Origin of the sequence: Bacillus sp. EAC, assembly GCF_002156875.1 — a bacterium.
GTDB lineage: Bacteria > Bacillota > Bacilli > Bacillales > Bacillaceae_G > Gottfriedia.
Window position 1 is genome coordinate 373,497 of sequence record NZ_NCSY01000004.1, and the last position, 14,454, is coordinate 387,950.

Here is a 14,454-nt window from a genome sequence, read left to right on the forward strand (position 1 = left end):
AAGTCGATAATCGTTCCATAGTTAGAGATTTAACATATCTTGCCTCGTAGGCATTAATAGGAGTGTTTTGTTTTCAACTAATTTTAAATCATGTTTAGTTTAAAATTTAGCTGCTACTTTTTTCATTTATTGACATAACTTTACTATTTTATAACTATGCAAAAATTGAAAAAACGCATGGACAAATAAGGATGGGTTTGTAACTTTTTTTATGGTTTATGGCACCTATTTTTATGAACAATAATACGATATAGAATTAAATTTATTTCTATAGGGAAATAGCCCAGAAAGGAGAAATTGAAATATGTGCGGAATAACTGGGTGGGCAGATTATCAAAATGATTTGTTAAAGTTGACCGATATTTCAAAAAAAATGGCTGACACGTTATCAAAACGTGGTCCTGATGATACAAATGTATGGGCATCGAATCATTGCAATTTTGGTCATAAAAGATTAGTTGTTGTCGATCCTGAAGGTGGAAAACAACCAATGCGTAAGTCTAAAGGGAATTTTACTTATACGTTATGTTATAACGGTGAGTTATACAATACTGAAGATTTACGGAAAGAACTTTTAAAACGAGGGTACACTTTTCAAGGGCATTCAGATACAGAAGTGCTGCTTACAAGCTATATAGAGTGGAAAGAGGCTTGTGTAGACAAATTTAATGGTATTTTTGCATTTGCAATTTGGGACGAAGAAAAAGAAAGCTTATTTATTGCGAGAGACCGATTAGGTGTAAAACCTTTATTTTATAAGGAAGATTATAAAAGATTGTTGTTTGCTTCGGAGGTAAAAGCGATATTAGCTCATCCTGATGTAAAAGCTGAATTAACAGAGGAAGGATTATCTGAAGTATTTGGATTAGGACCATCACGCACACCTGGTAATGGAGTGTTTAACGGGATTAAAGAACTTCGTGGTGGGCATGCGATGATATTTTCTAGAAATGGATTACGTGTTTGGAAATATTGGGATGTAGTTAGCAATGTTCATACAGATTCAGTTGAAGAAACGATTGAAAAAGTTCAATTCCTAGTTAAGGATGCAATCGTCAGACAATTGGTTTCTGATGTTCCACTATGTACATTTTTATCAGGTGGAGTTGATTCGAGTTCGATTACAGCGATTGCAGCGAATCATTATGCAAAAGAAGGTAAGGGACAATTAACAACCTATTCAATTGATTATGAGGAAAATGAAAAGTACTTTAAATCTAGTGTTTTTCAACCGAATTCAGATGCTCCTTGGATTGATTTAATGTCATCTACTTTTAATACGAATCATCAACGATGTGTAATTTCAAATGAAGAACTTGTGCAATATTTGGAAGAAGCAACAGAATGTCGTGATCTACCTGGAATGGCAGATGTTGATTCATCCTTATTATGGTTCTGTCAAAAAATTAAACAAAAATTCGTAGTTGGCTTATCAGGAGAGTGTGCAGACGAAATTTTTGGTGGTTATCCATGGTTTCATAGAGAAGAAGATTTAAATAGACCGGCATTTCCTTGGATGAGGTCAACTGAATTAAGACAGCATCTGTTAAAAGGTGAATGGAGTTGTAAATTAAATTTAGCTGCTTATGTTCAGGATCGATATAATGAGACGGTGAGTGAAACGCCAATTCTTGAAGGAGAAAGCCATTTAGAGGCGAAAAGAAGACAGTTGTTTTACTTAAATCGCCAATGGTTTATGGCACAATTATTAGATCGTAAAGATAGAATGAGTATGGGTGCTAGTTTAGAAGTTCGTGTTCCATTTGCAGATCATCGTTTAGTTGAGTATGTATGGAATATTCCTTGGGAATTAAAAATGTATGGTAATCGAGAAAAAGGTATATTAAGAAAAGCGTTGGAAGGATTATTGCCAGATGAAATTTTATATCGCAAAAAAAGTCCTTACCCAAAAACGCATAACCCTGTGTATACAAAACTGGTCGTCCAAAAATTAAAAGAAAGTTTAAAGGATAAAAGCTCAGCACTATATGAGTTTTTTGATAAAGAACAGCTTAATAATTTAGTTGAAAGTGAAGGAAATGCATTTCAAGTACCGTGGTATGGTCAGTTGATGTCTGGTCCACAATTACTTGCTCATCTATATCAAATTCATGTTTGGTTTAAAAAGTACAATATCAATATTAAGGCATAAAAAGAGGTGGGTATTCACCTCTTTTTTTATTTGGCTCTGTAAAAAATAATGTTGATTTCCGTTACAGGGTGCTCCCTTTCCATGGGGCACATCTGTCCTGCTACTCACACAGGAGTCTCGCATATCCGTTCCAATCAACTTCTGTTTGAAGATTTATTTTGCCTGAAAGCAAAAATCAGAATTAAAGTAAGATTGAAGTGTGAGTTTAGTAAATACAAAAAACCTAGCCGTTAAATGACTAGGTTATTTGTATTTGATTAATAGTCGTTTTGTAATGCGTCTCTACCTTCTTCACCAGTACGAATTTTAATCGCATTTTCGATTGGGTAAACAAAAATTTTGCCATCGCCTGGCTTGCCTGTTTTTAATACTTTTTTAGCTGCATCTACAACAGATTGGACAGGAACGTCACATACAACGATTTCGACTTTAATTTTTTCATGAAGGTTAATAGTACGTTTCGTTCCCCGGTAGACTTCTGTATAGCCTGATTGCATGCCACACCCTAATACATTCGTTACAGTCATGCCTGTAATTCCAACCTTTGAGAGAGCATCTTTTAATATATCAAACTTATCAGGTCTAGTGATAATTTCTATTTTTGTTAATTTCGCAGTCATTTAAAACCCTCCTTATATACTTGCATCATGATATGCTTTTTCACCGTGAATCGCTAAATCAAGACCAAGATTTTCCTCTTCTTGATCGACGCGAACTTGTATGAATAAGCTTATCACTTTCACAATTAGGAAAGTTAAAACTCCTGCAAATACATAAGTTGCTCCAATCGCAATGAGTTGTTTCCACAATAATGTTACATTTCCATAGAAGAAACCATCTGCACCTGCACTATTTACTGATTTTGTAGCAAATAATCCTGTCGCAATAGCTCCCCATGTACCTCCAATACCATGGCAACCAAAAGCATCTAATGCATCATCATAACCAAATTTGTTTTTTAAATAGGTTACAGCAAGGAAACAAATGATTCCCCCAAAGAATCCTATTGCTATAGAAGACAGTGGTGTAACAAATCCGCATGCTGGTGTAATCGCAACTAATCCAGCAACAGCACCACTAACACCACCAAGTAAAGTAGGTTTTTTATTTACATACCACTCAACTAGAACCCATGAAACCGAGGCAGTAGCAGCGGCAGTATTCGTATTAATAAAAGCAGTTAATGCAACATCATTTAAAGTTAATGCACTACCAACATTGAAACCGAACCATCCAAACCATAATAACCCCGCACCTAAAACGGTTAAAGGTAAATGATGGGGAGAAGAAGAACCAAAATCTTTTCGTTTACCTAATAATAATGCTAAAACTAAACCAGACACTCCTGACGAAATATGAACTACAGTTCCACCAGCAAAGTCTAAAGCTCCTAAATTACGTAACCATCCATCAACTCCCCAAACCCAATGAGCTAATGGATCATATACAAGTGTTGTCCAAAGTAATGTGAATAGTAGAAATGCAGAAAATTTCATCCTTTCGGCGAAAGCACCGGAAATAAGAGCGGGAGTAAGTATTGCGAACATTAGTTGGAACATCATGAAGAGATTGTGTGGAACTGTTGCGCTATAATTTTCATTTGCTGAGAACCCTACATCTTTTAATCCTGCCCAAGAAAAATCACCTATTAGGTGTTTTACATCAGGACCAAATGCAAGTGAATAACCAATAAGTACCCATTGAATTGAAACAATGGCCATTGCAGAATAGCTATGCATGGTCGTACTTAATACGTTCTTACTTTTAACCATCCCTCCATAAAAGAGAGCTAAACCAGGTGTCATAATCATAACCAAGACGGTTGAAATAAAGAGAAATACACTATCCGCAGATTGAATACCGTTCATTTTCATTCCCCATTTCTTTAATGTTAGATTTTATAACATTAAATGTTATATAACATATCATATTCAGAATATATGCAAAATTCAATAAATATTTTCGTAAAAATTCAATTTTTTTTAAAAAATATTTATGAAAACGCTAACAAAATAGTGAAATGTAAGAAAATGTAACATGATTAAAAATATGCATAAAAATACAGACTCAGAAGTTATGAGTCTGTGCATCAATTTGCAAGATGATAAAATCAACTTGGGGTATATCAATCATGATTGAATCTGAATCTGTAGCAAATTGTTCATTGTTCCATAAATTAATAATCCTTTTCCCTTTAATATGATAGGGAAGAGATATTGAGCGATTTTCACATGAGTTATTAATAAGTATTACAATCGATAAATTTTCCGTTTTTCTTTCATAAGACAGTAGGTTTTGATCATTATCGGTAAAAAGCCATTTAAACGTGCCCTCGTTTTCTATAGCAGGATATTGTTTTCTAAGCAATATTAATTTCTTTATAGATTCATAAATGATCGTATTTTGTTTTGATGAGTCCCATTCCATACAACTTCTACATTCAGGATCATTACCTCCCTCAAGCCCGATTTCATCACCGTAATAAATACATGGCGTACCGTAAAATGTAAATAGAAAAACAAATAATAGAATTACTCGTTTTTCATTCAAATTACATTGTGTCAGTACTCTAGGCGTATCATGGGTACCTAAGACATTAAATAATGCTTTTAATATTGTCAGTGGATAGAGTGAAATAAGATCATTTATTGAATTTTGAAAGGTAGCCGTTGAAATTGACTGATACCCAAAGTATGAAAGTAATGATTTCAAAAGAGGATAATTCATGACTGAATCAAATTCATCTCCACGTAACCACGGCATAGCATGATGCCAAATTTCTCCAACAATAAATAAATCATGTTTAATACCTTTCATCTTTTTATTAAATAATTTCCAAAAATGATGATCAATCTCGTTGGCAACGTCTAAACGCCATCCGTCGATATCAAATTCTTTTATCCAGTATGCTCCTACTTCTAATAAGAAGTTTTGAACTTCTTTATTTTCTGTATTGAGTTTTGGCATTTCTTTTACAAATGAAAATGTTTCATAAGACAATTCGTTCGATTCAGGATTACCATTCATAAAATGAAACCATTCAAAATATGGTGAGTTTTTACCATTTTGTAGGGCGTCTTGAAAAGGGGGGAATGACGCACTGGCGTGATTAAAAACAGCATCTAGCATCACACGAATATCATTTTGATGACATGTTTGAATGAGTTTTTTTAATACTTTTTCGTCCCCGAATGTAGGGTCTACTTTAAAATAATTAATCGTATCATATTTATGATTTGAATTTGCCTCAAATATAGGCGTTAAGTAGATACCAGTTATTCCTAATTGTTTTAAATAATCTATTTTATGAATAATGCCTTCTAAGTCACCTCCATAAAAACTTGACTGTGTGGGTCTACTCGATCCCCAAGCTAATGCATCTTTTGGATTATTTAATTGATTACCACTTGCAAAGCGATCTGGGAAAATTTGATACCATACCGTTTTTTTTACCCAGTTAGGAAGTAAGATCAGTTCATTGCGATGTAAATAAGCTAACGTAAAGCAAAATGATAAATCATGCGAAATAAACTCATTGGAATAGCCACCTTCACCATAAAAAACGCTATATTGTTCACTTTTTAAATAAAATAAATATTTCATTCTCTTGTTTGGTGGAGAAACAGTGACTTCCCAATAATCAAAATGTTCCGTTGAAAATGCAAGATACATCTGAAGGATTTCCTCGATCTTCCATCCAGCTTCATTGAATTGGAATGGATCTCCATAATAGAAATCGATACCCAAACAATCTCCCTTTTTTGTACGTAATCGTATACAATAAGTAAGCTCGTTTATTAAAAATGTATATTGATCGTATGGCTGATGAAAAATTGATTCAATTTGCATGGGACCGTCCTTTAATTGTTAAATGTTTGTTGAGTATAAATATGTTAGAAATATTCTTGCTATATAAACAGTAAGCAGTATAATAAAAATAGGTTGTGCAATCGTTTTCATTTCTATGATATTTAATATAATATTTGTATTTCCTTCTAATATTTTGCAAAATAATGATAGAGACCGAAAAATGTACATGCACAGTTGTTGCAGGGGGAGAAAAAATGAAACGATTAAGTTCAATAATACTTGTATTTGTATTACTTTTTAATACAATGCCAAGTATCGGATTTGCAGAGAAAAAAGATGATTTAAAAACGGATATGATTTACCGTGTTTTAGTCGATCGATTTTTTGATGGGAATCCTAGAAATGATAAAGATACGGATCCGAATGATCTAAATAAATCGCAAGGTGGCGATTTAGAAGGAATTACAAAAAAACTAGACTATTTAAAGGATTATGGATATACAGCAATATCGATTTCACCTATTTTTGAAAATGATATTAATTCTTACGACGGTTTTTCTGTTACAAATTTTAAAAAGATTGACCAAAGATTTGGAACGATGAAGGACTTACAAAAATTAATAAAAGAGGCTCATAAACGTGATTTAAAAATCTATCTTGATTTTGTGGTAAATAATTCTTCACCAAATGGAGAATTCGCAAAAAATAAAGATTATGCAAACTGGTTCAATTCTAAAGATAGTACAAGTTTTGAACAAAAGTGGATAAATGGATTACCAGATTTTAATCAGGATAACAAAGAAGTTCAGCAATATTTTATTGATTTAGGAAAATGGTGGATGAATCAAGCGGATATTGATGGGTATAACTTACAAGAGGTTAATCATGTTCCAACATCTTTTTGGGAATCTTTTAATAAAGAAATGAAACAACAAAATCCTGATTTTGTATTAATTGCTGATTTGAGTCAGCAAGGCAATCAGGATATGAAAAAATATCAAAACGTAGGTTTTGATGGAATTACTGATCTGCCATTAGTAAACAAGCTTGTCAACACGTTTGCTTCGCAAAATCAGGCGCTTAAAGAGTTATATACTTATCAAAATGACATGTCTAATCAACTAAATTCAACATCTTTAGTTAATTATGTAGATGACGAAATGACAGAGCGATTTGTTTCAATTGCGCTGAAAAGGGGAGAGTATCCTCCATCCAGATTAAAATTAGCACTTGTTTATTTGTTTTCAACACCGGGTACTCCATTGAATTACTACGGAACTGAAATTGCATTAAATGGTGGAAAGATTCCGGATAATCGTAAAGGGATGGATTTCAGATCGGATGAGGATTTCTCGAATTATATCAAAAATCTGACTGAGTTAAGAAGTACGTTACCTTCACTAACTAAAGGTGATTCTAAGTTACTTTATGACAAAAAAGGCATGACACTATTTAAACGTACATTTAAAAATGAGACTACGATTATAGCGATAAATAATAGCTCATATGATCATAAGGTTCACTTGGATTATGATGTTGTAAATAAAAATAAAGAACTAAGAGGTCTTTTAAATGATGATTTAGTCCGTCCGTCAAAGGAAGGATTTGACATCGTCTTAAAACGAGAGTCATCAAACATATACGCAGTGGCACCTAAGTCAGGTTTAAATATTGGGGTTATTATTGCAATTCCATCAATTTTTATTGGATTCATCATTTTCCTATGGTTTGCAAGTCGCCGCCAACGTAAAATGAATGACAAGTAGGCTAATTAAAAAGAGGCTCATTTCTAAACGATTGTTAAAGTATATAAAATAGCCTAAATGATAAAGACTAAGTGCTTTACTGATTTGAAGGAATCTTTAAAGCGCTTAGCTAAATAGATAGATGAGAACGGTTACAAACATTGGGGATAAGGAGTATTAAAATGACTATTACGATAAAGGACGTTGCGAAATTAGCAAATGTAGCACCTTCTACGGTGTCGCGTGTAATTTCAAATAGTCCTAGAATTAGTGAAAAAACAAAACGAAAAGTTAGAAAAGTTATGGATGAGTTGAATTACCATCCAAATTTAAATGCAAGGTCATTAGCTAACCGTTCAACAAAATCAATTGGATTAGTACTTCCGCCTGCATTAGATACTTCATTTCAAAATCCATTTTTTGCAGAAGTTATTAGAGGTGTAACTGCTTATTCAAATCAAAAAGAGTATTCACTTTATTTTATTTCTGGTAAAAACGAAGAAGAAGTTGAATTAACTGTTAATAAAACAGTACGAGGAAGAAGGGTAGACGGAATTATACTTCTGTACTCGAAAGAAAATGATAATATTATTGATTATTTAACTGAGCAACAGTTTCCATTTGTATTAGTAGGAAAACCATATCACTATATTGAGGATATTACTTATATTGATAATGATAATTATGCAGCTGCCAGAGAAGTGACGAACTATTTAATTGATCAAGGGCATCAAAGAATCGCATTCGTCGGTGGTGAGAGTAGTTTGCTTGTAACGAAAAATCGTTTACGAGGCTTCCAAGATACGATGCAATTAAACGGTTTACAAGTAAGTGAGCAGGAAATTATCTACACTTCATTTACAAGAGATGGCGGTCGAAAAGCGGTTAATCAATTATTAAATCTTGAAGAATTACCATCCGCTATTGTTGTAACAGATGATGTATTAGCATTAGGAATTATTAGTGTATTGCAAGAACATAACATTTCAGTACCAAATGATATTTCGATTGTAAGCTTCAATAATGCAATTCTTGCGGAACTTGCAAATCCACCTTTAACATCAGTTGATATTAATATTTATCAATTAGGATACGAGGCTACTAAAAATATTATTTCTAAAATTGAAGAGCCAGATGGATCAGAAAAAAGTATTCTTGTTCCTTATAAATTGATTATTAGAGAAACATGCGCACGAAAAGAAAATTTAGAATTAATTCGAAGCTAAGGGAAATTCAGTCCGTAGCTTCTTTTTTTAGGCTTAAAAAAACTCTAATGCTATAAATATAGAGACTTCTAGATTTCCATTCCAGGATGCTCGCTTTCCGTGGGGCGTGCGTTGAGCCTCCTCGGCGCACTCGCGCCTGCGGGGTCTCAACTGTCCCGCTACTCCCACAGGAGTCTCGCACCTTCCTTTTCAATCATTTTCTAATTTACTGTTGGCAAAACAAAACCTTTTTTTAAACAACATCGTATAGAAAAGAGCCTTTATTTTAATTTTTTTATTTGGCTTTGTTATTTGTAATGGCGTATTTAAGAAAAATTGATACTCATGAAAATCAACAATTTAGTTTAAAGATCTATAAATTAAAAAGGATGACAAATTGTCATCCTTTTTTGTTATGTATTTCTATCGGTAGTTTAAGAATTGTACATCAATCGGTAAATCAGCAGCTCTTACAGCGGCGATGATTGCTTGTAGATCATCTCTGCTTTTTGCTGTTACACGAACTTGATCATCTTGAACTTGTGATTTTACTTTTAAACCACTATTTTTAATGATCGTGTTGATTTTTTTTGCATTTTCTTTATCAATTCCTTGAACTAATTTAGCTCTTTGTCTAACTGTTCCACCAGAAGCTGATTCAACTTTACTGTAATCTAAATTTTTAATTGGTACATTGCGTTTAACTAATTTACTAATTAATACATCTTTTAATTGTTCCAATTTAAAATCATCATCAGATACTAAAACAAGCTCTTCTTTTTCTAAAGATATTGAACTTTTACTACCCTTGAAATCATAGCGTGTAGCAATTTCTTTTGTTGCAAGTTGAATTGCATTTGAGACTTCTGGTAAGTCTACCTTAGAAACAATATCAAATGAACTTTCTTTTGACATAGATAGAATCCCTCCAAATCGTTAATACTTGTATTATAGTGTATGATAGTCGAAGTAACAAACTTTCAGTTGGCGTGATATAATAAATTTTAGTTTGAAAGTGAAGAGAGGATGTAACAAAGAATGAGTTTACAAGCAGGAGAGATTGTAACTTTAGTGTGCAGTCGTGAAACAGATATTGGGTATATGCTTGTCCAAGATCATGAAGAGGTATTTTTACATAGAAATGAGACACAAGGTGAAATAGAGTTAGACCAAGAAGTTACAGTTTTCTTATATCATGATTCTAAAGGGCGTTTATCATCGACAATGAGTATGCCGCACATTACAACAGAAGGCTATGGATTTGCGAAAGTAGTAGATAAATTAGATGGCATAGGTGTATTTGTGGATATTGGTATTTCAAAAGATATTCTATTAGAAAAAGGTGATCTACCTCCTTTAGAAGAAGTTTGGCCACAAGAAGATGATGAAATTTTTTGTACGCTTAAACAAACAAATAAAGGTCGCTTGTTAATTAAGCTAGCAACTGAACCAGTCATGCAGGAATATTCTGTGCCAGCAGAAGACAGTATGTTAAATAAAAATGTATCAGGAATAATCTATCGTACTTTACGAGTGGGTTCATATATTTTAACTGATGAACGTTTTATTGGATTTATACATGAATCTCAACGTAAATCAGAACCACGAATTGGTCAAAGAGTTAGTGGTCGTATTATAGATATTAAAGAGGATGGAAGTGTAAATGTTTCACTTTTACCTAGAGTACATGAGGGAATGGACCAAGAGGCGGCAGAAATATATGAGTATATTATGAGTCGTGGTGGAGCTATGCCTTATTGGGATAAGAGTGATGCAGAAGATATAAAAACTCGATTCGGAGTAAGTAAAGCTTCATTTAAACGTTCAATTGGGCGCTTAATGAAAGAAGATAAAGTCTACCAAGAAGGTGGATGGACTTACGCTAAAGAAATGTTTGAAAAAAAAGAGTAAGTATTAGTTAGCGTGACCACTTCAATATTTGAAGTGGTTTTTTTGCTATTTTTTCTATATTTACAGGCATACTATATTTATGAACAATTAGGAGGCTAGTAAGTGAGTGAAAAAAGAGAATTAGTTATTAAAGTACTAGTTGTTATACTCGGAGCGTTATTAAATGCTTTTGCAATGAACTGCTTTCTGATACCGGTAAAAGTTTACTCGAGTGGTTTTTCAGGGTTAGCTCAATTACTTTCAAATTTGATAAGTGATTTTACTCCAATAAACGTTTCTACAGGGGTGTTATTAGCAATTTTAAATATACCAGTCGTCATATTAGCCTGGAGAAAAATAGGTCATTCTTTTACTTATTTTACTATTTTAAGTGTAGGGGTCATGACAATCTTTTTAGGAATCATTCCAGTTACCCCATTGTTTTCACATGATATTTTACTTAATTCAGTTTTTGGTGGTCTTTTTGCAGCAATTGGGATAGGTTACACATTAAAATATGGAGCTTCTACAGGTGGTTTAGACATAATTGCCATTGTACTTTCGAGATTAAAAGGAAAACCAGTCGGTACATATTTCTTCTTATTTAATGCGATAATCATTTTAATTGCTGGTTATATATACGGAATGGAAAAAGCACTTTATACGTTAATAAACCTTTACGTAACATCAAGATTTATTGATGCTATTCACACTAGTCATATTAAAGTTACTGCCTTTATCGTCACTACAAAAGGTGATGAACTCAGAAAAGAAATTCATTCAAGACTTATTCGAGGGATAACTACGATGAATGCAAAAGGGGCATTTACGAATCAAGAGAAACAGGTATTTATGATCGTCCTTTCTCGTTATGAATTATATAACTTAAATCGAATTATTAAATCTGTTGATGAAAAAGCATTTACGAATATCGTTCAAACAGTAGATGTGTTTGGAGAGTTTAGAAAGATTTAACGTACCTGAAATTGAGGAATGGCGTGGATACGAAAAGGAGTCAGCGTCAGTCTCACTAAAAGGTAATCATCTTAGAGAAGAAACCTTGAACACTAACGACGCTGCAACTTTTGTAGATAGTAAGTAGAAGAAATGAAAAATAGCTGTTCATCTATTCTATAAAAGGGATAGATGAACAGCTATTTTTTGAATCTTATTAATAATAAGGCTTTTTATAGTTTATAAAGTTGTTATTGTCTTTCATAAAGAAATAAATATACTTAAACTATTGGATAAAATTTTGAGTTTAATTTAGAAGTTTAAATTTGTATTAAGTTTAATTAAACGAACGGAATTAAAGATGATCAACACTCTTAGAAAAAGATTTTTTACCAGCTTGAGCATTTTTATGTTCTTGAGCATGTTTCTTTTCAATCAAAGCGTTATTATCTTTTGCTTTTTTATCGTTATCACTAGTATTTGGCATGTTTAAGCTCCTTTTCAAAGTTGATAATATTAGCTTTGCCTTTATTAAGTTAATTATGTAAGAGCGGTCTTATTTTAAAGTTTTTTCATATAGATAGAAGTTGTTTTTATTTTGGGGAGGAATAGAGTTGGAAAGAAATAAAGAGCTTATTATTAAGCTGGTTGTTGTCATAATTGGAGCATTTTTAAACGCTTTTGCGATGAATTGTTTTTTAATTCCTGCTAATATTTACTCAAGTGGTTTTGCAGGATTAGCACAATTACTTGCAAATATTATTACGGATTATACTCCATTTACAGCAACTACGGGGATATTATTAGCCATTTTAAATATTCCAGTAATCATATTGGCTTGGAAAAAAGTAGGTCGTTCTTTTACTTATTATAGTTTTTTTAGTGTCGCAATAATGACATTTTTCTTAGAACTTTTACCAGTAAAACCGATTTTTTCAGATGACATTTTACTAAATGCTGTATTCGGTGGATTAATTGCTGCTATCGGTATTGGAATGACGTTGAAGTACGGTGGTTCAACTGGAGGATTAGATATTATTGCCCTAGTATTATCTAAATCAAAAGGTAAGCCCGTAGGCACTTATTTCTTACTATTTAATTCGATAATTATTATTACTGCAGGTCAACTTTATGGGATGGAAAAAGCACTTTATACATTAATTAATTTATATGTGACTACACGAGTCATCGATAGTGTTCATACTAGCCACGTAAAACTAACAGCAATGATCATTACTACAAAAGGTGTGGAATTAAGCAAGGAAATTCATTCGAAATTAGTTCGCGGTATTACGCTTATGGATGCCAAAGGTGGATTTACTAACCAAGATAAAGACGTTTTAATGATTGTTTTATCTCGTTACGAATTATATGATTTAGAGCGTATTATTAAAAAAGTGGACCCTAAAGCTTTCACGAACGTTGTACAGACAGTAGACGTACTTGGTGAATTTAGAAAATATTAAGTAGATTAATTAAACACTCCTTCAATAAATTATTTAAAACAACGCTTGTTTATGTTTAGTGTTGATATTAAAAACGCATTGTTCTGAAAGATTTAACAGGATTTGAATCAAAGAGTTTATATAGAGATTTGATTGGAGTGGAAGGTACGAGACTCCTGTGGGAGTAGCGAGAAGGATGAGACCCCGCAGGCTTGCCGAGGAGGCTCAACTCACGCCCCACGGAAAGAGAGCATCCTGTAACGGAAATCAACATTTTTAACAATGCCTAAAAAAAGGTAGGACTTCCCTACCTTTTTTATTTTTTTAAACCTATTTTTCAGTTTTTTGGTATAATTTAGAATAAGGATACTAAAAAGGTGGAGATTATTTTGAAAAAGAGATACATTCTCTTATTAACTTGTTCACTTCTACTTTCTGGCTGTGGAGCAAATAATGAAAAGGAAATAAAGCCAACACCAAGTACAAAACAAACAATTGAACAGAATAATGATATTGATATTTCTAAACTCTCAACGAAATTAGAAGTTACAGAAGCAAATGGACTTGTTACAATGAGATATTCACTTCGTAATGGAGATACAATTCCTGCTAAATTAACTTTCCCATCAGCGCAAATAATTGATTATACAATTAAAAATGCACAAGGTGAAGTTATATACCAATCATCAAAAGATTTATCTTATGCACAAGCTATTACTGATGTAACGATACCTGAAGAAAAGGCCCAGGTTTGGCAAGAGCAAGTAAACCTTGCAGATAAAAATCTTCCTTTTGGTAATTATGAAGTAACAGCAAATATTGTAGCAAAATCGATTAATGATAAAGATGTTCAAGGTGCGATCCAACCAATCCAACAATCGTTTTCTTATCATAAAGTTTCAACAGTTAATGATAATGGGTCTAAAATTGTAATTAGTGGTGAAAATGGTCATTACGAGGTAAAAGGTACATATTTATCTGATCAAGATACTATTTATTATTCTGTTGAAGATGGACACAATAATCTAATTGATGAAACTGTATTACCAGTTAAAATTAAAAGTGGTTCAGTTAACTTATTAGATTTTAGTTTAGATATACCAAAAGAGAGTTTGCCGAACAATGGTGTAATCACACTTGTCATTTACGAAAAAAATAAAGACGACCAGGTTACAAAATCATTGATTGCTCCATTACAGCAGTTTGAATAAAAAAAACAACCATAGGTATAATCCTATGGTTGTTTTTTGCTT

The 14,454-nt window shown here is 32.7% G+C and carries 12 protein-coding genes; 7 read left to right on the top strand and 5 right to left on the bottom strand.

All coding sequences use genetic code 11. From position 1 onward, the window contains the following. The first annotated feature begins 304 nt into the window (after positions 1-304). Positions 305-2,152 carry an asparagine synthase (glutamine-hydrolyzing) gene (gene asnB, locus B7R65_RS09345; protein WP_088042494.1) on the top strand — a complete coding sequence of 616 codons (1,848 nt, stop codon included), beginning with the start codon at positions 305-307 and terminating at the stop codon, positions 2,150-2,152. A gap of 257 nt (positions 2,153-2,409) precedes the next feature. Here the strand turns inward: asnB and B7R65_RS09350 are convergent, their stop codons facing one another. From B7R65_RS09350 to B7R65_RS09360, 3 genes are all read right to left on the bottom strand, one after another. After that, a complete protein-coding gene (locus B7R65_RS09350; protein WP_088042495.1) occupies positions 2,410-2,772 on the bottom strand; it encodes a P-II family nitrogen regulator in 363 nt (120 codons plus the stop codon). 12 nt (positions 2,773-2,784) lie between these two features. Continuing rightward, positions 2,785-4,011 carry an ammonium transporter gene (locus B7R65_RS09355; RefSeq protein ID WP_088042689.1) on the bottom strand — a complete coding sequence of 409 codons (1,227 nt, stop codon included), beginning with the start codon at positions 4,009-4,011 and terminating at the stop codon, positions 2,785-2,787. Positions 4,012-4,219: 208 nt separating this feature from the next. Then, the gene (locus B7R65_RS09360; RefSeq protein ID WP_088042496.1) at positions 4,220-6,001 is read right to left on the bottom strand and encodes an alpha-glycosidase; all 1,782 of its coding nucleotides are present in this window, start codon (positions 5,999-6,001) and stop codon (positions 4,220-4,222) included. Positions 6,002-6,216: 215 nt separating this feature from the next. Between B7R65_RS09360 and B7R65_RS09365 the strand changes: the two genes are divergently transcribed. After that, positions 6,217-7,728 carry an alpha-amylase family glycosyl hydrolase gene (locus B7R65_RS09365; RefSeq protein ID WP_179194825.1) on the top strand — a complete coding sequence of 504 codons (1,512 nt, stop codon included), beginning with the start codon at positions 6,217-6,219 and terminating at the stop codon, positions 7,726-7,728. A gap of 161 nt (positions 7,729-7,889) precedes the next feature. Further along, positions 7,890-8,933: a LacI family DNA-binding transcriptional regulator gene (locus B7R65_RS09370; protein WP_088042498.1), complete on the top strand. Its 1,044-nt coding sequence runs from the start codon at positions 7,890-7,892 to the stop codon at positions 8,931-8,933. 402 nt (positions 8,934-9,335) lie between these two features. Here the strand turns inward: B7R65_RS09370 and B7R65_RS09375 are convergent, their stop codons facing one another. Then, a complete protein-coding gene (locus B7R65_RS09375; RefSeq protein ID WP_088042499.1) occupies positions 9,336-9,827 on the bottom strand; it encodes a YajQ family cyclic di-GMP-binding protein in 492 nt (163 codons plus the stop codon). A 123-nt stretch (positions 9,828-9,950) separates the two neighbouring features. Here B7R65_RS09375 and B7R65_RS09380 point away from each other — a divergent pair, with 123 nt between their 5' ends. Next, the gene (locus B7R65_RS09380) at positions 9,951-10,823 is read left to right on the top strand and encodes a CvfB family protein (RefSeq protein WP_088042500.1); all 873 of its coding nucleotides are present in this window, start codon (positions 9,951-9,953) and stop codon (positions 10,821-10,823) included. Positions 10,824-10,925: 102 nt separating this feature from the next. Then, positions 10,926-11,777: a YitT family protein gene (locus tag B7R65_RS09385; RefSeq protein WP_256941233.1), complete on the top strand. Its 852-nt coding sequence runs from the start codon at positions 10,926-10,928 to the stop codon at positions 11,775-11,777. 334 nt (positions 11,778-12,111) lie between these two features. Here B7R65_RS09385 and B7R65_RS09390 read toward each other — a convergent pair whose 3' ends face one another. Next, positions 12,112-12,243 (bottom strand): DUF3941 domain-containing protein, encoded by a 132-nt coding sequence (locus B7R65_RS09390; protein WP_088042501.1) that lies wholly within the window; start codon positions 12,241-12,243, stop codon positions 12,112-12,114. A 127-nt stretch (positions 12,244-12,370) separates the two neighbouring features. Here B7R65_RS09390 and B7R65_RS09395 point away from each other — a divergent pair, with 127 nt between their 5' ends. Together B7R65_RS09395 and B7R65_RS09400 are read left to right on the top strand one after the other, a co-directional pair. Continuing rightward, on the top strand, positions 12,371-13,222 hold the full coding sequence (locus tag B7R65_RS09395) for a YitT family protein (protein WP_373419557.1): 852 nt from the start codon (positions 12,371-12,373) through the stop codon (positions 13,220-13,222). Between the two features lie 368 nt (positions 13,223-13,590). Then, positions 13,591-14,412 carry a BsuPI-related putative proteinase inhibitor gene (locus B7R65_RS09400; RefSeq protein ID WP_088042502.1) on the top strand — a complete coding sequence of 274 codons (822 nt, stop codon included), beginning with the start codon at positions 13,591-13,593 and terminating at the stop codon, positions 14,410-14,412. Positions 14,413-14,454 lie beyond the last annotated feature (42 nt).

Excerpts from the sequence above, each read along its gene's own strand:
- B7R65_RS09380 (WP_088042500.1), top strand. The coding sequence starts at position 9,951 with ATGAGTTTACAAGCAGGAGAGATTGTAACTTTAGTGTGCAGTCGTGAA.
- B7R65_RS09390 (WP_088042501.1), bottom strand. The coding sequence starts at position 12,243 with ATGCCAAATACTAGTGATAACGATAAAAAAGCAAAAGATAATAACGCT.
- B7R65_RS09365 (WP_179194825.1), top strand. The coding sequence starts at position 6,217 with ATGAAACGATTAAGTTCAATAATACTTGTATTTGTATTACTTTTTAAT.
- B7R65_RS09375 (WP_088042499.1), bottom strand. The coding sequence starts at position 9,827 with ATGTCAAAAGAAAGTTCATTTGATATTGTTTCTAAGGTAGACTTACCA.
- B7R65_RS09350 (WP_088042495.1), bottom strand. The coding sequence starts at position 2,772 with ATGACTGCGAAATTAACAAAAATAGAAATTATCACTAGACCTGATAAG.
- asnB (WP_088042494.1), top strand. The coding sequence starts at position 305 with ATGTGCGGAATAACTGGGTGGGCAGATTATCAAAATGATTTGTTAAAG.
- B7R65_RS09370 (WP_088042498.1), top strand. The coding sequence starts at position 7,890 with ATGACTATTACGATAAAGGACGTTGCGAAATTAGCAAATGTAGCACCT.
- B7R65_RS09360 (WP_088042496.1), bottom strand. The coding sequence starts at position 6,001 with ATGCAAATTGAATCAATTTTTCATCAGCCATACGATCAATATACATTT.